The 17200-nt window shown below is 66.0% G+C and carries 15 protein-coding genes; 6 read left to right on the forward strand and 9 right to left on the reverse strand.

Annotated elements, in window-relative coordinates; genetic code table 11:
• Positions 1-35: 35 nt before the first annotated feature.
• The 3 genes from rpoD to KIT25_07225 all read right to left on the reverse strand — a co-directional run bounded on the left by rpoD (position 36) and on the right by KIT25_07225 (position 4634).
• Positions 36-2060 (reverse strand): RNA polymerase sigma factor RpoD, encoded by a 2025-nt coding sequence (gene rpoD / locus KIT25_07215; protein ID UYN96712.1) that lies wholly within the window; start codon positions 2058-2060, stop codon positions 36-38.
• A gap of 167 nt (positions 2061-2227) precedes the next feature.
• Positions 2228-4114, reverse strand: coding sequence for a DNA primase (gene dnaG, locus KIT25_07220; protein UYN96713.1), 1887 nt, complete (start codon positions 4112-4114; stop codon positions 2228-2230).
• A gap of 61 nt (positions 4115-4175) precedes the next feature.
• Positions 4176-4634: a GatB/YqeY domain-containing protein gene (locus KIT25_07225; protein UYN96714.1), complete on the reverse strand. Its 459-nt coding sequence runs from the start codon at positions 4632-4634 to the stop codon at positions 4176-4178.
• Between the two features lie 183 nt (positions 4635-4817).
• Between KIT25_07225 and carA the strand changes: the two genes are divergently transcribed.
• The 3 genes from carA (at position 4818) to greA (ending at position 9819) form a co-directional block, all read left to right on the forward strand.
• Positions 4818-6005: a glutamine-hydrolyzing carbamoyl-phosphate synthase small subunit gene (carA, locus tag KIT25_07230; protein ID UYN96715.1), complete on the forward strand. Its 1188-nt coding sequence runs from the start codon at positions 4818-4820 to the stop codon at positions 6003-6005.
• A 7-nt stretch (positions 6006-6012) separates the two neighbouring features.
• Entirely contained in the window at positions 6013-9258 is a 3246-nt protein-coding gene (gene carB / locus KIT25_07235) for a carbamoyl-phosphate synthase large subunit (GenBank protein UYN96716.1), read from the forward strand.
• Positions 9259-9345: 87 nt separating this feature from the next.
• Complete coding sequence (gene greA, locus KIT25_07240) at positions 9346-9819, forward strand: transcription elongation factor GreA (protein UYN96717.1); 474 nt, start codon at positions 9346-9348, stop codon at positions 9817-9819.
• Between the two features lie 34 nt (positions 9820-9853).
• On the opposite strand, the gene KIT25_07245 is transcribed toward greA, so the two are convergent.
• The 3 genes from KIT25_07245 to KIT25_07255 are packed head-to-tail and all read right to left on the reverse strand — an operon-like array spanning position 9854 to position 11324.
• Positions 9854-10429: a septation protein IspZ gene (locus tag KIT25_07245; GenBank protein ID UYN96718.1), complete on the reverse strand. Its 576-nt coding sequence runs from the start codon at positions 10427-10429 to the stop codon at positions 9854-9856.
• A gap of 27 nt (positions 10430-10456) precedes the next feature.
• Positions 10457-10843, reverse strand: a complete 387-nt coding sequence (locus KIT25_07250) for a nuclear transport factor 2 family protein (protein UYN96719.1) — start codon at positions 10841-10843, stop codon at positions 10457-10459.
• Positions 10844-10847: 4 nt separating this feature from the next.
• Positions 10848-11324 carry an Lrp/AsnC family transcriptional regulator gene (locus KIT25_07255; protein UYN96720.1) on the reverse strand — a complete coding sequence of 159 codons (477 nt, stop codon included), beginning with the start codon at positions 11322-11324 and terminating at the stop codon, positions 10848-10850.
• Between the two features lie 177 nt (positions 11325-11501).
• Between KIT25_07255 and trxB the strand changes: the two genes are divergently transcribed.
• The 3 genes from trxB to KIT25_07270 all read left to right on the forward strand — a co-directional run bounded on the left by trxB (position 11502) and on the right by KIT25_07270 (position 14563).
• The gene (gene trxB, locus KIT25_07260) at positions 11502-12473 is read left to right on the forward strand and encodes a thioredoxin-disulfide reductase (protein ID UYN96721.1); all 972 of its coding nucleotides are present in this window, start codon (positions 11502-11504) and stop codon (positions 12471-12473) included.
• A 2-nt stretch (positions 12474-12475) separates the two neighbouring features.
• Complete coding sequence (locus KIT25_07265) at positions 12476-13366, forward strand: LysR family transcriptional regulator (protein UYN97855.1); 891 nt, start codon at positions 12476-12478, stop codon at positions 13364-13366.
• A 351-nt stretch (positions 13367-13717) separates the two neighbouring features.
• Positions 13718-14563 carry a hypothetical protein gene (locus KIT25_07270; protein ID UYN96722.1) on the forward strand — a complete coding sequence of 282 codons (846 nt, stop codon included), beginning with the start codon at positions 13718-13720 and terminating at the stop codon, positions 14561-14563.
• On the opposite strand, the gene KIT25_07275 is transcribed toward KIT25_07270, so the two are convergent.
• Genes KIT25_07275 through KIT25_07285 form a run of 3 tightly spaced genes read right to left on the reverse strand, consistent with a single transcriptional unit; the run spans position 14560 to position 17198 of the window.
• A complete protein-coding gene (locus KIT25_07275) occupies positions 14560-15681 on the reverse strand; it encodes a CoA transferase (protein UYN96723.1) in 1122 nt (373 codons plus the stop codon). The genes KIT25_07270 and KIT25_07275 overlap by 4 nt on opposite strands.
• Positions 15678-16844: an acyl-CoA dehydrogenase family protein gene (locus KIT25_07280; GenBank protein UYN96724.1), complete on the reverse strand. Its 1167-nt coding sequence runs from the start codon at positions 16842-16844 to the stop codon at positions 15678-15680. Before KIT25_07280 ends, KIT25_07275 begins: the two co-directional genes overlap by 4 nt.
• A 12-nt stretch (positions 16845-16856) precedes the next feature.
• Positions 16857-17198: a hypothetical protein gene (locus KIT25_07285; protein ID UYN96725.1), complete on the reverse strand. Its 342-nt coding sequence runs from the start codon at positions 17196-17198 to the stop codon at positions 16857-16859.
• Positions 17199-17200 lie beyond the last annotated feature (2 nt).

Here is a 17200-nt window from a genome sequence, read left to right on the forward strand (position 1 = left end):
ACGGAACGAAAGCGGACGATTCCGGCCCGTCGAGCTTAACCTTGATCGAGAAAGCTGCGCAGCATGCGCGACCGGCTGGGGTGCTTCAGTTTGCGCAGCGCCTTGGCCTCGATCTGGCGGATGCGCTCGCGTGTCACCGAGAACTGCTGGCCGACCTCCTCCAGCGTGTGGTCGGTGTTCATGCCGATGCCGAAGCGCATGCGCAGCACGCGCTCCTCGCGCGGCGTAAGGGTGGCCAGCACGCGGGTCGTGCTTTCGCGCAGATTGCCCTGGATCGCCGCCTCGAGCGGGATCACCGCATTCTTGTCCTCGATGAAGTCGCCGAGGTGCGAATCCTCTTCGTCGCCGATCGGCGTCTCGAGGCTGATCGGCTCCTTGGCGATCTTGAGCACCTTGCGCACCTTCTCGAGCGGCATGCCGAGCTTCTCGGCGAGCTCCTCGGGTTGCGGCTCGCGGCCGATCTCGTGCAGCATCTGGCGGCTGGTGCGGACCAGTTTGTTGATCGTCTCGATCATGTGCACCGGGATGCGGATGGTGCGCGCCTGGTCGGCGATCGAGCGGGTGATCGCCTGCCGGATCCACCACGTCGCGTAGGTCGAGAACTTGTATCCGCGGCGGTACTCGAACTTGTCGACCGCCTTCATCAGGCCGATGTTGCCCTCCTGGATCAGGTCGAGGAACTGCAGGCCGCGGTTGGTGTATTTCTTGGCGATCGAAATGACCAGGCGAAGGTTGGCCTCGATCATCTCCTTTTTCGCCCGCATCATCTCGCGCTCGCCGTCCTGCACGGTCTTCACCATGCGGCGATACTCGAAGATGGGAGCGCCCGCGTGGTCGGAGATCACCTTGATCTCCTCGCGGATCTTCTCGACGTCGCTCGCCCTCCTCTTGGCGAAGTCTTTCCAGCCCTTGCCTGGCAGCTTGCCGACCTTTTCGAGCCAGTTCGGGTCGATCTCGTGGTTGAGATAGTTGTCGAGGAAGTCCTGGCGCGGGATGCGGAAGCCCTCGGCCAGCCGCAGCAGCTTGCCCTCGAGCATCATCAGCTTGCGGTTGAGGTCGTAGAGCGCGAGCTTGAGCTGCTCGATGCGGTTGGCGTTGATGTGCACCGTGCGCACAAGATCGACGATCTTCTTGCGATGCTTCTCGTAGCTCTTTTCGAATTCGGCGCTTGGCTTCTGGCCGCGGCTGAGCGTCGACAGGCGGCGATTCTGCACCTTCGACATCTCGGCATAGACTTTGGCGATGCGCGTCAGCGTGCGCAGCACCTCGGGCTTGAGCTTCTCCTCGAGCGCCGACAGCGACAGCGCATTCTCGTCGTCTTCCTCAACCCCGGCTTCGCCGCCTTCGGTCGCCTCGCCGTTGGCGTTGGCGGCCTGCGGCGCCGACCGCACCATCGGCTGCGGCCGCACCATCGGCTTGGGCATCGCCGGACGCGGCATGGCAGGCGCCGGTGGCGTCTCGGCCGACTTGGCCTCGCCGGGCACGCCGCCCTGCGTCGCCTCGAGGTCGATGACGTCGCGTAGCAGTATGCGGCCTTCGTTGATCGCGTCGCGCCACATCATCAGCGCCGTGATCGTCATCGGGCTTTCGCAGATACCGCCGATCATCTTGTCCTGGCCGGCCTCGATGCGCTTGGCGATCTCGATCTCACCCTCGCGGGACAGCAACTCGACCGAGCCCATCTCGCGCAGGTACATGCGCACGGGATCGTCGGTGCGGCCGAGTTCCTCGTCCTCGCCGGTGGCCTCCGCGGCAACCACCGCGGTCTTGGCGGGCTCGGCGGGCGCAGTCGTCGTGGTGTCTTCCGGCTCCTCGGCCTCCACCACGTTGACGCCGGCCTCGGACAGCATCGCCATGGTGTCCTCGATCTGCTCGGAGGACACCTCGTCGGGCGGCAGCGCCGCGTTCAGCTCGTCGTACGTGACATAGCCACGCTCTTTGCCCTTCTGGACGAGCTTCTTGAGTTCGGCCCCGAGGGTGTCGAGGAGCGGAGCGTCGGGACCCTCGTCGCGGGCTTCGGTGGCTTCGGGCTGGACTACGGTAGCGGTCTTGGTCGCCATTACTCTTCCTTGGGGATGCGACAATACGGATCTGCCGGCCAATTGGCCGTATTCATGGCTGCTAGAAGGGGCTGGCGGGTGGGCGGACCCGCAAAACTACCCTTTCTACTATATGGGAACTAAGTTCAAGCCGCGATAGCTCCCTGCACAATAAATAGGCCTGCGACTCAATCGGTTGCAGCGTCGAGGCTCTCCCGCCGCATTCGGTCGCTGATGGCCCTGAACCACTGCAAGTTTTCCTCGCTCATGTCCTGGGCCAGCGCCTCCTGGGCCCGCCGCAGTTCATCGAGGTTATCGGCCCGCTGGGCGAGTTGGCGGGCGGTCCGACGCCATTGCCCGACCCAGCCGTCCACCGAACTCGGTTCGTCGCGGAAGACTTTCCGGGCCTTGGCCTGGGCCGCCGCGGCGACCCGCGAGAGGCCGCAACGCTCCAGATGCTCCGCCACCAGCCCGGCTTCAAGGGGTGCGTCACCGAGTGCCTCTTGGGCCGCCGGGTCGATCCCCTCGGGGACCACGGCCAAGGCATCGAGCAGAGCCTGCCGCAGCCGTTCGAGTTCGGGGGCGGGCATTGCCGGCAGATGGGCGAGATCCTCGTTCAACACGTGCAGCAGGGCGGGCCTGAGGACGAGGGCGCCGAGCAGCGCCCGCTCGAGTGGGGCGTCGCCGTTCAGTTCGGCCTCGCCCTGCCGGGCGGCGAAGCCCGGGGCGAACGGCGCACGCGGACCAGCGGGCTGTCCGGGGCCGCGACGGAGGGCCGGCTGCCAGACGCGCTCCGGGAGCTTCAACCTGGCGACCCGGCTGCGCATGTCGTTCGAGTAGTAGTCGCGCACCTCGGGGTCGGCGATGGTGGCGACGCGCCGGCGCAGGGCTTGCTGGATGTTCGCGCGTCGTTCGGGAGTGTCGGAGTGCTTGCCCTCGGTTTCCAGTTCCCAGACCAAGTCGGCCAACGGACGGGCGAGCTTCAGCACCCCGTCGATGGCCGCCTTGCCCCTGCCGCGGATCAGGCTGTCGGGGTCCTCGCCGGGTGGCAAGGCGAGAAAGCGCAGGCTCTTGCCGGGTCGCAGCAGCGGCAGGGCACGCTCGGCGGCGCGCGCTGCCGCCCGCCGCCCGGCATTGTCGCCATCGAAGCTGAGATAGGGCTCGTCGGCGAGCTTCCAGAGTTCGGCGAGCTGGCCTTCGGTGAGGGCGGTGCCCAAGGGCGCGACGGCGCCGGTGTATCCCGCGACATGCAGCGCGATCACGTCCATGTAGCCTTCGGCGACGATGACCGGCTGGTCTTTTGTCGCGGCGAGCCGCGCCCGGTCGAGGCAATAGAGATTGGCGCCCTTGTGAAAGAGCGGCGTCTCCGGCGAGTTGAGGTACTTGGGTTCGCCGGGGCCGATCACGCGGCCGCCGAAGGCGATCACCCGGCCGCGCCGGTCGGCGATCGGGAAGATCACGCGACCACGGAAGCGATCGTAGGGCTCGCGGCGATTGCCCAGCTCGGCCTCCGGCTGGATCGCGAGCCCCGCTTCGACGACCTTGTCGATGGGCACGCCTTCCTGCCTGAGCGCAGCAATGACGCCGTCGCGCGAGTCGGGCGCGAAGCCGAGGCGAAACTCGTCGATGGTCGATTCCTCGAGGCCGCGGCCGCGCAGATAGTCGAGGCCGTGGCGACCGACCGGCAGGCGCAGCTGCTTCTGGAACCAGCGCGCCGCCAGTTCGACGACCTGCTGCAAGGTCGAGGCGCGCTCGGCACGCTCGCGCTCCTGGGGCGTGGCGCGCGGCACCGGCAGGTTGACCTCGCGCGCGAGCTTCTCGACCGATTCGGGAAACGACAATCCCTCGGTCTTCATGACGAAACCCACGGCGTCGCCGTGCGCACCGCAGCCGAAGCAATGGAAGAAGCCCTTCTTGTCGTTGACCGTGAAGGACGGCGTCTTCTCGTTGTGGAACGGGCAGAGACCGGCGTATTCGGAACCCGACCGACGCTTGAGGGCGACCTTCCGTGCGATGATGTCGGACAGGCTCAGTCTGGCACGCAATTCGTCGAGGAAGCCCGGGGGGAAGGCCATGCTCTAAGATGGGCGTGTCAGCGGCACCGCGCCAGTGGATGGCGCGGGATAGCGGGGAAGATCAGCCGCTGAGCGCCTTCTTCACCGCGGCCGACGCCTTGGCGAAATCCATCTGGCCGGCATACTTGGCCTTCAGGGCCGCCATGACGCCGCCCATGTCCTTGACCGACTTGGCACCCGCTGCAGTCACGGCCTCGCGCACAGCCGCCTCGATCTCGGCCTCGCCCATCTGCTTGGGGAGAAAGCGCTCGATGACGGCGATCTCGGCCTTCTCCTTGTCGGCCAGGTCGGCGCGGCCACCCTTTTCGTAGAGCGCGATCGATTCGTTGCGCTGCTTGATCATGCCCTGGAGCATGGCGAGGATGCGATCGTCGGCGACGCCCGCTCGATTGGCTTCGGTGCGGGCGGCGATGTCGACTTCCTTGAGCTTGGCGAGGATCAGGCGCACGGCGCCGACCGCCGCCATGTCGCGGGCACGCATCGCCTCCTTCAGCGCCTCGTTCAGCTTGTCGCGCAGCATGATTTCATCCCATCGGCAGAAGGGCGGGAAACTAATCGCCCGCGGCGTGATTGGCAAAACAAATAAGCTATTGAAATACCTTAGGATTTACCCACCGGCCGTGCCTTGACCCTCATTTGGCGCGCGGGTACAAACCGCGCGGCTCGCGGCACCCCAGCCGGCGGGTCAAATGGGATACATCGGATGACCTCAATCAAGACCGCCGGCGCGAACGACGCCGCGCCGCGTTGGGCCACGGCCGCGCTGGTGCTGGCCGATGGCGCGGTCTTCTGGGGCAAGGGCGTCGGCGCCGCGCGCCACGCGGTGGGCGAGGTCTGCTTCAACACCTCGATGACCGGCTACCAGGAGATCATCACCGACCCCTCCTATGCCGGGCAGATCATCACCTTCACCTTCCCGCACATCGGCAACGTCGGCACCAATGCCGAGGACATCGAGAGCATCAACCCCGCGGCGCGCGGCGTCGTGCTGCGCGGCGACATCACGGAGCCCGCCAACTGGCGCGCCGCCAAGCCGCTCGACGACTGGCTGAAGAGCCACGACCTTCCCGGCGTGTGCGGCGTCGACACGCGCGAGATCACCCGCCGCGTGCGCGACAACGGCCCGCCCAATGGCGTGGTCGTGCATTCGCCGGATGGCACGTTCGACATTCCCGCGCTGCGCGAGATGGCTGCCGACTGGCCCGGCCTCGAGGGCATGGATCTCGCCATCGAGGTCAGCACCAAGCAAAGCTACCAGTGGGACGAGACGGCGTGGGCGCTGGGCAAGGGCTATGGCAAGCTCGACAAGCCGCGCTATCACGTCGTCGCGGTCGACTACGGCGCCAAGCGCAACATCCTGCGCTGCCTCGCCAACACGGGCTGCAAGGTGACGGTCGTTCCGGCGACGGCGACGGCGGACGATATCCTGCGCCACAAGCCCGACGGCGTGTTCCTGTCCAACGGTCCGGGCGATCCGGCGGCGACGGTGAACTACACCGTGCCGGCGATCAAGGGCGTGCTCGACAGGGGGGTGCCGCTGTTCGGCATCTGCCTCGGCCATCAGTTGCTGGCGCTGACGCTCGGCGGCAAGACGAAGAAAATGGATCGCGGACATCGCGGTGCCAACCAGCCGGTCAAGGACCTGACCACCGGCAAGGTCGAGATCACCTCGCAGAACCACGGCTTCTGCGTCATGCCCGAGACGTTGCCGGAAAACGTCGAGGTCACCCACGTCTCGCTGTTCGACGGCTCCAACGAGGGGCTGCGGTGCAAGGATATCCCGGCTTTCTCGGTGCAGTACCATCCCGAGGCATCGCCCGGCCCGACCGACAGCCACTACCTGTTCGATCGCTTCGTCGAGATGATCGAGAAGAACAAGAAGGGCAAGTAGCGCCGCAATGCCCAAGCGCACCGACATCAAGAGCATCCTCGTGATCGGCGCCGGCCCGATCGTCATCGGCCAGGCCTGCGAGTTCGACTATTCGGGCGTGCAGGCCTGCAAGGCGCTGAAGGACGAGGGCTATCGCGTCATCCTGGTGAATTCCAACCCGGCCACGATCATGACCGATCCCGGCCTGGCCGACGCCACCTATGTCGAGCCGATCACGCCCGACATGGTGGCGCGCATCATCGAGAAGGAGAAGCCCGACGCCATCCTGCCGACCATGGGCGGGCAGACCGCGCTCAACACGGCGATGGCGCTGCATCGCGACGGCCGCCTCAAGAAATTCGGCGTCGAGCTGATCGGCGCCAACGCCGAGGCGATCGACAAGGCAGAGGACCGCCTGCTGTTCCGCGACGCCATGACCCGGATCGGCCTCGAGTCGCCCAAGAGCGAGGTCGTGCACAATCGCGAGGAGGCGGCACGGGCGCTCGACCATGTCGGCCTGCCGGCGATCATCCGCCCGTCTTTCACCTTGGGCGGCACCGGCGGCGGCATCGCCTACAATCGCGACGAATTCTTCGAGATCGTGCAGGGCGGTCTCGATGCCTCGCCGGTCGGCGAGGTGCTGGTCGAGGAGTCCGTGCTCGGCTGGAAGGAATACGAGATGGAGGTCGTGCGCGACCGCCACGACAACTGCATCATCGTCTGCTCGATCGAGAACGTCGATCCGATGGGCATCCATACCGGCGATTCGGTCACGGTGGCGCCGGCGCTGACGCTCACCGACAAAGAATACCAGATCATGCGCAACGCCTCGATCGCGTGCCTGCGCGAGATCGGCGTCGACACCGGCGGGTCGAACGTGCAGTTCGCGGTCGACCCGGCGACCGGCCGCATGGTGGTGATCGAGATGAACCCGCGGGTCTCGCGCTCCTCGGCGCTGGCATCGAAAGCGACCGGCTTTCCGATCGCCAAGGTCGCGGCGCGGCTGGCCGTCGGCTACACGCTCGACGAGCTGCTGAACGACATCACCGGCACGACGCCCGTCTCATTCGAGCCGACCATCGACTACGTCGTCACCAAGATGCCGCGCTTCGCCTTCGAGAAGTTCCCGGGAGCGGAGGCGCTGCTCACCACCTCGATGAAGAGCGTGGGCGAGGCGATGTCGATCGGCCGCACTTTCCAGGAATCGCTGCAGAAGGCGCTGCGTTCGATGGAGACGGGGCTGACCGGCCTCAACGAGATCGAGATCAAGGGCGCGCCCGACAAGGCCGCGCTGGTCGCCGCGCTGGCGCGACCGACGCCCGACCGCATCCTGGTGATCGCGCAGGCGTTCCGCCACGGTCTCTCGGTCGAGGAGATCGCGCATGCCTCCAAGTACGAGCCATGGTTCCTGCGCCAGATCGAGGAGCTGGTCGAGGTCGAAGTGCGACTCAAGGCCGACGGCCTGCCGAAGGACGCGAAGGCCATGCTGGAGCTCAAGAAGAAGGGCTTTTCCGACGAGCGGCTGGGCGAACTCACGGGGCATGGCGCGGGCGAGATCGCCCGGCGTCGCCGCGCGCTCGGCGTGCGGCCGGTGTTCAAGCGCATCGATACCTGCGCCGGCGAGTTCGCCTCGCGCACGCCCTATCTCTATTCGGCCTACGAGGGCGACGGCGCGCGGCCGGCCGAGTGCGAATCCCAGCCGACCGACAAGCGCAAGATCATCATCCTGGGTGGCGGTCCCAACCGCATCGGCCAGGGCATCGAGTTCGACTATTGTTGCGTGCACGCGGTCTACGCCCTGCGCGAGGCGGGCTACGAGACCATCATGGTCAACTGCAATCCGGAGACGGTCTCGACCGACTACGACACCGCCGACCGCCTCTACTTCGAGCCGCTGACCGCGGAGGACGTGATCGAGCTGGTCGACGTCGAGCGCCGCAACGGCGAGCTGCTCGGCCTGATCGTGCAGTTCGGCGGCCAGACTCCCCTCAAGCTCGCCAAGCCGCTCGAGGCCGCGGGCATCCCGATCCTCGGCACGTCGCCCGACGCCATCGATCTGGCCGAGGATCGCGACCGCTTCCAGAAGCTGATCCAGAAGCTCAAGCTGCGTCAGCCCGACAACGGCACGGCAACGTCGCAGGAGCAGGCCGTCGCCGTCGCCGAGAAGATCGGCTATCCGGTGGTGATCCGGCCGTCGTACGTGCTCGGCGGGCGCGCGATGCAGATCGTCTACGACCGCGACGGGCTGGAGCGCTACATGCGCGACGCCGTCAAGGTCTCGGGCGCCAATCCGGTGCTGGTCGATTCCTACCTGCGCGATGCCATCGAGGTCGACGTCGACGCGCTGGCGGACAAGGACGGCAACGTCTTCGTCGCCGGCATCATGGAGCACATCGAGGAGGCGGGGATCCATTCCGGCGATTCGGCGTGCTCCCTGCCGCCCTATTCGCTGTCGAAGAAGATCATCGCCGAGATCGAGCGCCAGACCGAGGCCATGGCCAAGGCGCTCGAAGTCGTCGGCCTGATGAACGTGCAGTATGCCGTGAAGAACGACGCGGTCTATGTCCTCGAGGTCAATCCGCGCGCCAGCCGCACAGTGCCCTTCGTCGCCAAGGCAACCGGGCGGGCGATCGCCAAGTACGCCGCGCGCCTGATGGTCGGTGAGCCGCTCAAGGCAATGGATATTCGCAAGTCAAGCGTCAAGCACGTCGCCGTCAAGGAAGCGGTATTCCCCTTCGCGCGCTTCCCCGGCGTCGACGTCATCCTGGGGCCGGAGATGCGCTCGACGGGCGAGGTCATGGGCCTCGACTCGAACTTCGGCCGCGCCTTCGCCAAGTCACAGCTCGGCTCGGGTGCCAAGGTGCCGGTCGAGGGCACCGTCTTCGTCTCGGTGAAGGACCAGGACAAGGCCGCCATGGTGAAGCCGGTCAAGCGCCTCCTGGAACTCGGTTTCAAGGTGGTCGCGACCGGCGGCACCGCCGACTATCTCGCGCGGCACGGCATCGAGGCGCAGCGCGTGAACAAGGTGCTCGAGGGCCGTCCACACATCGTCGATCTGATGAAGGACGGCAAGGTGCAGCTGATGTTCAACACCGTCGACGGCGCCAGCGCGCTGACCGACAGCTTCACGCTGCGTCGCACCGCGCTGATGCACAAGATCGCCTATTACACCACCGTTGCCGGCGCCAAGGCGTCGGTCGAGGGCATCGCCGCGCTGCATGACGGCGCCCTGGACGTGGCGCCGCTGCAATCCTACTTCAAAGGCGCATTCTAGCCCTTGTCCCCCGCAACCGCCGCCTCGTGCCGGCATTGAGGCGCGTTGCGTGTTGACGAGTTGCACTTCATTGAGGACGATCCCGCCATGGAAAAGGTGCCGATGACGGCCGAAGGGCTCAGGAGGCTCGCGGACGAACTGAAGCAGCTCAAGAGCGTCGAGCGCCCCGCCATCATCAAGGCGATTGCGGCGGCGCGCGAGCATGGCGATTTGTCGGAGAACGCCGAGTACACATCGGCCCGCGAACGGCAGGGTTTCATCGAGGGGCGCATCGCCGAGGTCGAAGACATCATCTCGCGCGCCGAGGTGATCGATTTCAGCAAGCTCTCGGGCAAGGTGGTGAAATTCGGCGCGACCGTGAAGCTCGCCGACGAGGACACGGACGAGAAGGTGAAGTACCAGATCGTCGGCCCCTACGAGGCCGACCTGGCCAAGGGCCGCATCTCGGTGACGTCACCGATCGGCCGCGCCCTCATCGGCAAGACCGTCGGCGACACCGTCGAGGTGCAGACGCCGCGCGGCGCGCGCTCCTACGAGGTCGTGGGCGTCCAGTTCAAATAGGCATCGCGGCCGGCGCCGCGGACCGCGCCCGGGGTCAAGTCGGCGCAGCTGCCGTCATCTGGGCGCGAATGCGGCGTATGGCCGTGGTCTTCATGATCGTATATTGGACCAGGAACAGGCCGACCTTGCTGGCGATCGCCCAGGTCGACTTCACCGCCGCCCACGCGGTGGGGTCGAGGGCGAGGGCGAGCCCCAAGTTGAGCACGGCCGAGAAGAACATCAGGCCCGCCCAGACATAGCCGAACCGGATGGCGAGATCCGGCACCGTCTGCTGGGCGACGGGCGGGATGTAGCGCACCATCCAGCCGCGCCTCAGCATGACGAGGCCGACGACGACGTAGATCACGGTCGGCTTCAGCATCACGAACAGGGGATCGTCGGTGACGAACGTCGCCGCGCCCGAGGCGAGAATGATGACCAGGCTCAGCCATTGCAGCGCCTCGACCGGCTGCTTGTGGAACAGCTGCCAGCCGATCTGGGCAAGCCCGAGCGCCATGCCGAGGCCGACGGCAAGGAACAGATCGTCGGTCAAGACGTAGGCGGCGAGGAACACCAGCGTCGACGCCATGTCGAGCAGGAGCACCTTGGAGGCCTGGAAAAGGTTCTTCATCGCGGCGCCCCCGCCCGTTGCAGCGCGTCAGACGACGACCTTGACGTAGGTGTCCTTGAGAACGATCAGCCCGCGCCGGAAGGTGTAGAGGTCGCAGCCCAGCCAGGATTGCTTCTCGCCCGAGCGCAGCGTCGCCGTGCGATGCCATTCCGTGACGGCCCGGTTGCCGCAAATGAATTCGTTCGTATGGCGCCACTTGACGTCGCCGGTCGACGCGAAGAGGGGCTCGAAATAGCTTCGGATCGCCGCCTTGCCCTTGAAGCTCTCGCCCCAGTGGTGCGGCCCGCGGGCGTTGCGGAACTCGCCGTCGTCGGCGAAGGAATTGACGATGCCGTCGACATCGCGGCGGGCAAAGGCATCGGCGATCTCGTGCAGCCGCTCGAGCGTCACGTCGGGAGACGAAAGGCCATCCATCGCGTCACTCCGTGGAAATGGGCACGCCGGGTTCGTGCTTGGCGGTGCGGAATACCATCATCGACTTCACGTGGCTTACGTTGGGCGCCGAAGTGAGCCGCGTCGTCAGGAACTTCTGATACTCGTCCCAGGTCTCGGCGACGATCTTGAGCAGGAAATCGGCCTCGCCGGCCAGCATGTGGCATTCGCGCACCTCGGCCCAGCCGGAGATCAGTTCCTCGAAGGCCTTGAGATCGGTCTCGGCCTGGCTGTTGAGCCCGACCAACGCGAATACCGAGACGCTGTAGCCCAGTGCTTCGGGGCTGAGGTCGGCGTGGTAGCCCTTGATGATGCCCTGTCGCTCCAGCGCGCGGACCCGGCGCAGGCAGGGCGGCGCCGATATCCCGGCACGCTCGGCCAGATCGACGTTGGTCATTCGGCCGTTCGATTGCAGATCGTTCAGGATGCGCCGATCGATTCGATCGAGTTTTGCGCGCGCCATTGGGTTTCCTCCATTGGTCGCGGTCTATGCCAGAATCATGCCACGCGCGCAATAAAGTTGCGAGAAAATGGCAATCATCCGTGCACAATTGCGCAAAAAACGGAGAACTCCCGTGCATCGAAAGGGAGGTTTGCATATATGAGAAGAGATATGCGCGAAGCGGGATGCGGATAAGTCATGGCAGCAACACATCGCAGCAAGGTGATGATTCTGGGTTCCGGACCGGCCGGCTATACGGCCGCGATCTATGCCGCCCGGGCAAGTCTCAAGCCGATGCTGGTGCAAGGCATTCAGCCCGGCGGACAGCTCACCATCACCACCGACGTCGAGAATTATCCGGGCTTTGCCGACGTCATCCAGGGCCCCTGGCTGATGGAGCAGATGCAGAAGCAGGCCGAGCATGTCGGCACGCAGCTGTTCTTCGACACGATCGTCGATGTCGACCTGAGCCATCGGCCGTTCGTGTGCGTGGGCGATTCCGGAGACCGATACGAGGCCGATGCGCTGATCGTGGCGACCGGTGCCACCGCCAAATGGCTCGGCCTGCCGAGCGAGGAAAGCTTCCGAGGTGGCGGCGTTTCGGCCTGCGCGACGTGCGACGGCTTCTTCTTTCGTGGCAAGGAAGTGGTGGTCGTGGGCGGCGGCAACACCGCCGTCGAAGAAGCGCTCTACCTCACGCACCATGCCTCCAAGGTGACGGTCGTGCATCGGCGCGATTCGTTTCGCGCCGAAAAGATCCTCCAGGAGCGGCTGTTCAGGAACCCGAAGGTGATCGTGCTCTGGGACCATACGGTCCAGGAGATCGTCGGCGAGGCCAAGCCGGCGCCGCTCGTGAAGGGCGTACGCGTGCGCAACGTCAAGACCGGCGCCGAGCGCGAACTGGCGACCGACGGCGTGTTCATCGCCATCGGCCACTCGCCCAACACCGAGCTGTTCAAGGGCAAGCTCGCCATGGACGGCGAGGGCTATCTGATCACCCGGCCCGATTCGACGGCGACCGACGTGGCCGGTGTCTATGCGGCGGGCGACGTGCAGGACAAGATCTTCCGACAGGCCGTGACTGCGGCGGGCACCGGTTGCATGGCCGCGCTCGAAGCCGAGAAGTGGCTCGCCCTCCAGGACACGCGCGTCGCGCAGGCCGCCGATTGATGATGGATTGGGACAAGCTGCGGATCTTCCAGGCCGTCGCCGACGCCGGCAGCTTCACCCATGCCGGCGAGGTGCTGAAGCTCAGCCAGTCGGCGATCTCACGCCAGATCGGCGCACTCGAGGAACAGCTCGGAGTCATGCTGTTCCACCGCCATGCCCGCGGCCTGATCCTCACCGAGCAGGGCGAGTTGCTGTATCGGACCGCGCGCGACATGTCGACGAGGGTCCACACCGCCGAAGCCTTGCTGCGCGCCAATCAGGACAAGCCGGCGGGGCGCCTGAAGGTGACGACCACCATCGGCTTCGGCTCGACCTGGCTCACCGCCCAGATGCACGAGTTCATCCAGACCTACCCCGAGATCGACGTCAGTCTCGTGCTGTCCGACAACGAACTTGACCTCGGCATGCGCGAGGCCGATGTCGCCATCCGGATGGTGATGCCGCGTCAGCCGGGCCTGGTGCAGCGCCACCTGCTGACCGTGCGCAGCCACGTCTATGCGTCCCACACCTACATCCAGAAGTATGGACGGCCCCGCAACGTCGCCGAACTCGAGCAGCATCGCCTGATCATCTTCGGCGAGGACGCGCGCGCGCCCGTGCAGGATGTCAACTGGCTGCTGCACGAGGGCAATCCCGACGAAAATCCGCGCCAGGTTGTGCTGCGTGTCAACAACACCTACGGAATCTTCCGCGCCGTGGAGACCGGCCTGGGGATCGCCTCTCTGCCCGACTATCTGGCCCGCGAATCGACCAAGCTCGAGATGGTCCTGCCGGAGGTCAATGTCCGCACGACCGATGTGTATTTCACCTACCCGGAGGAATTGCGGCACTCCAAGCGGATCGCCGTGTTTCGCGATTTCCTGCTGCGCAAAGTGGCCGAGACACGTTTTTAGGGGCTATGATCTGCAGTATTGCATAGACACGGCAAGGCATGCGCTGGTCGCATGTCAGTGTTCCAACATCGTGCCTAACAATTCGGCGTGCGCGGACTATTTTGGCTTCAGGTCTTCGACACGAGCGGTTTGCACTGATCGCGTTCGAAACTCGGGATCCTCGTGATCCCACGTCTCCCAGACGTGAAGCCTCCCTGTTTGACTCGCCGGGCCGCAAGGCCCGGCGTTTTTTCGTGTGGCGATGTGCCGCTGACGTTGGCTGCCCGCCAATTGATATCCCTGACCGGCCAGCCCATGTTCGATTCAGTTCGACTGCCGATGTTCTCCCAAATCCGCCATGCGATCCTCCCCTTGGCTCTGCGCAACCTCAAGCGCCGGGGCGATCTGGAGCGCACGGGACTTCTCATCGAGTCGCTGTCGCGCCACTGGCGGGACACGGTGCCATTGGAACTGTTGATCGTTGCGCCGTCGCGCGACGTGCCGCTCCTGCGAACAAGCCTGCCCCGCCACCCGGGCATCGAGGTCTCGGTAAGGTCGGAGAGCGAGTTCTTCCCGCCCCTCAGCCGATTCTACATGATGACCGGCTGGTACCGGCAGCAGATGGTGAAGCTGCAGGTCCCGGTCATGCTCGGCTTCGGCGGCTATCTCACCCTCGACTCTGACGTCTGCTGCGTCGGCGATTTCGACGCCACCACGTTCGTCGCCGACGGCAAGGCATTGTCGCGTTGGGAGCCCAAGCGATATCACGACTGGTGGCGCCAGGCCGCGGACATCGTCGGCACGGGCTTCGACATCAAGGCGCATGGATTGTCGGTGACCCCGAACATCCTGCACGGCGATCTTGCGCGCCAAACCCTTGAGTTCTTCCGGCGCGGCCCGATCGACCCCATGTCGACGCTCGGCCTGTGGATCCTGCGCAAGATCGGCAACATCGCCTGGACGGAGTACTCGCTCTACACCTGTGTGGGCGAGCTCAAGGGCAACCTGCTCGACTATCACGTCCATTGGGATCCCTGTTACTTCCAGGACATCCAGCTCTTCTCCGAACATGCGTCGGTGTGGGGCGCCGACGATTTCGAGCGCCTGGTGAACCAGCAAGGCGGCGGCAATCCGCGCGGCAAGTTCATCATCGTGCAAAGCCACGCCCGCATCCCGCTCGAGCGCGTGCGCGACTACTGCCTGAGCTTCGCCTCCTAGACCTTGCCGTCGTGCTCGCCGATCTTCGGCGCCTTGTCGGGACCGCCGGCGCGCTCGCCGTCTATGCTGAGGGGCAGGGCGTGGAACAAGCCGGCGGACTCTCCGTAGGGACGCGCGAACATGCCGAGCGCGGCCACCTGCGCCAGCTCGAGCACCTGCGGCACCGAATTCAGCGGCCCGTTGGGCACGCCCAGCGCGTCGAGCCTGGCCGACCAGTGGGCACGGCTCTCCTTGCGCATGATGTGGCCGATCATGCCGAGCAGTTCGGCGCGATGCTTCATGCGATCGACGTTGGTCCTGAAGCGCGGTTCGTCCGGCCATTCCGGATGGCCGAGTACTTCGGCGAACTTGCGCCACAGCCGGTCGTTGCCGGGGCAGATCATCAGTGGCCCGTCGCTGCAGTCGAACGCCTGGTAGGGGGTGAGCGAAGGGTGGCCAGTACCCTGACGCGGCGCCATCCTGCCGGTCACCGAGTAGGAGGCGACGTGGTTCGAGGCCCACATCAGGCCCGACTCGAAGAGCGAGGTGTTGACCAGGCCTCCCTTGCCCGTGGCGTGGCGTCGCGCGAGGGCGGCGAGTACGCCGATCGCCGTCCACATCCCGGTCGACAGGTCGATGATGGAGACGCCGATGCGCGCCTCCGGCCCCGATGGATCGCCATTGAGCGAGATCAGCCCCGCCACGGCCTGGATGATCGGCTCGTAGCCGGGCCGCTCCTTCCAGGGGCCGACATGGCCGAAGGCGCCGAGGTCGGCATAGATCAGACGCGGGAACCGCGCGGTGAGCGCGGCTCCGTCGATGCCGAACTTGGCCGGCACGTCGGCGCGCAGATTGTGGACAAAGATGTCGGCCTCGCCGATCCGTTCGACCAGCCGGGCGCGCTGACCTGGATCGGCGAGATCGCAGGTGATCGACTTCTTGCCGCGATTGAGGGCGATGAAGCCCACGGCATCGCCCTCGACGAAGGGCGGTCCCCATCTGCGGGCGTCGTCCCCCTCCGGCCGCTCGACCTTGACGACGTCGGCGCCGAGAAACGCCAGGATCTGGCCGCAGTAGGGGCCGGCGAGATTCTGCCCGAACTCGACGACCTTGACGCCTTCGAGGGGGCGCGCGTTCATCGCAGGTTGCTTCCGAGGATCTCGCGCGCGATCACCATCCGCTGTACTTCGCTCGGGCCCTCGCCGACGCGGCGGATGCGCATCTCGCGGTACCAGCGTTCGAGCGGCAGGTCCTTGGTCATGCCCATGCCGCCGTGGATCTGCATGGCGCGGTCAACGACCCGCCCGCCGCCTTCCGAGGCCGTCAGCTTGGCGATCGCCGCCTCGGTGCGGAAGGGCAGCCCGCGGCGCGCCTTCTCGGCGGCCTCCAGAGTGAAGTGCCTGGCCGTGCGGATGTCGATTTCGTTGTCGACCAGCATCCATTGCACGGCCTGGCGATTGGCGAGCTTCTCGCCGAAGGTGGAACGCATCTTGGCCCACTCGACAGCCATCTCGTGCGCGGCGATGGCGACGCCGATGCAGCCGGCGGCATAGGGAATGCGCTGGCGCGTCAACCGGTCGTTGGCGACCGCGAAGCCCTTGTTGACCTCGCCCAGCACCTGGTGGTCCGACACCCAGCAATCCTTGAACTCGAGCTCGGTGGCGTAGTGGGAGGAGCGCAGCGTGTGCACGACGCGCCGCACGTGGAAGCCTGGTGTGTCGCTGTCGACGATGAAGCAGGTGATGCCGCCGCGACCCTTGGAGGCGTCGGTGCGGGCGAAGACGATGCCGTACTGGGCACGATCGGCGTTGGAGATGAATATCTTGGCACCGTTCAGCACCCAGCCGTTGTCCCTGCGCTCCGCCCTGGTCTGGATGGCGCGCGCCGGGTCGCTGCCGCCCGACGGCTCGGTCAGACCGAAGAAGGCCTTCTTCTCGCCGCGCAGGGTCGGATAGAGGTAGCGCTCCTTCTGGCCCTCGTTGGCTTCGAAGATCTGGGCGAGGCCGGCGCCGCCGAACGTGCCGTAGCAGGGCACGTAGAGTCCGGCGCGATGCTGCGCCATCTCGATGGCGAGCAGGACGCGCGTGACGATGTCGATGTCGGGGCCGCCGAACTCCCTGGGGATGTCGATGCCGAACAGGCCCATCGCCTTGGTCTTGTCGGTGAGACGCTTGAAGTCCTCGGGCGGCAACTCCGAGGCGTCGGGGTCGAGCTTGGCCTCGAGCGGGATGATCTCCTCCCGCACGTAGCGGCGGACCTGGTCGATCAGCATCTGCTGTTCGGAGCTCGGCTCGAAGTCCATGACGGCCTCGCCTCAGGAGGGACTCAGGCGCCCGAGATTGGGCGGGGGATTCTCGGCGTTGTCCGGCGGGAGCCTGCCGTGGTCGGCCTGGTGGACCATGAGGAGCTCGAACCAGCGCGAACGATACTGCTGGTTCACCTCGAGGCGGAACTGGCAGCCGGCGCCGCGTTCGGCGAGCTCGCGCTGCAATTCGCTGCGCAGCCCGAACGGCGAACGCGCGCCGGCCTGGCCGATGAACAGCACCCGGCCCTGTGCGTCGCCGACTTGGTAGACCCCAAGTTGACCAGGCAGGCGAGCGACCTCCTCCGCGGCGAGCGGGCGCCACGGCTTGTCGAGGCGCAGGCGGATCGACATCC

It is taken from the genome of Enhydrobacter sp. (assembly GCA_025808875.1).
Lineage (GTDB): Bacteria > Pseudomonadota > Alphaproteobacteria > Reyranellales > Reyranellaceae > Reyranella.

Excerpts from the sequence above, each read along its gene's own strand:
- KIT25_07285 (UYN96725.1), bottom strand. The coding sequence starts at position 17,198 with ATGTCGATCCGCCTGCGCCTCGACAAGCCGTGGCGCCCGCTCGCCGCG.
- carB (UYN96716.1), top strand. The coding sequence starts at position 6,013 with ATGCCCAAGCGCACCGACATCAAGAGCATCCTCGTGATCGGCGCCGGC.
- KIT25_07280 (UYN96724.1), bottom strand. The coding sequence starts at position 16,844 with ATGGACTTCGAGCCGAGCTCCGAACAGCAGATGCTGATCGACCAGGTC.
- KIT25_07245 (UYN96718.1), bottom strand. The coding sequence starts at position 10,429 with ATGAAGAACCTTTTCCAGGCCTCCAAGGTGCTCCTGCTCGACATGGCG.
- KIT25_07275 (UYN96723.1), bottom strand. The coding sequence starts at position 15,681 with ATGAACGCGCGCCCCCTCGAAGGCGTCAAGGTCGTCGAGTTCGGGCAG.
- KIT25_07255 (UYN96720.1), bottom strand. The coding sequence starts at position 11,324 with ATGGCGCGCGCAAAACTCGATCGAATCGATCGGCGCATCCTGAACGAT.
- greA (UYN96717.1), top strand. The coding sequence starts at position 9,346 with ATGGAAAAGGTGCCGATGACGGCCGAAGGGCTCAGGAGGCTCGCGGAC.
- rpoD (UYN96712.1), bottom strand. The coding sequence starts at position 2,060 with ATGGCGACCAAGACCGCTACCGTAGTCCAGCCCGAAGCCACCGAAGCC.
- KIT25_07250 (UYN96719.1), bottom strand. The coding sequence starts at position 10,843 with ATGGATGGCCTTTCGTCTCCCGACGTGACGCTCGAGCGGCTGCACGAG.
- carA (UYN96715.1), top strand. The coding sequence starts at position 4,818 with ATGACCTCAATCAAGACCGCCGGCGCGAACGACGCCGCGCCGCGTTGG.
- KIT25_07225 (UYN96714.1), bottom strand. The coding sequence starts at position 4,634 with ATGCTGCGCGACAAGCTGAACGAGGCGCTGAAGGAGGCGATGCGTGCC.
- trxB (UYN96721.1), top strand. The coding sequence starts at position 11,502 with ATGGCAGCAACACATCGCAGCAAGGTGATGATTCTGGGTTCCGGACCG.
- KIT25_07265 (UYN97855.1), top strand. The coding sequence starts at position 12,476 with ATGGATTGGGACAAGCTGCGGATCTTCCAGGCCGTCGCCGACGCCGGC.
- dnaG (UYN96713.1), bottom strand. The coding sequence starts at position 4,114 with ATGGCCTTCCCCCCGGGCTTCCTCGACGAATTGCGTGCCAGACTGAGC.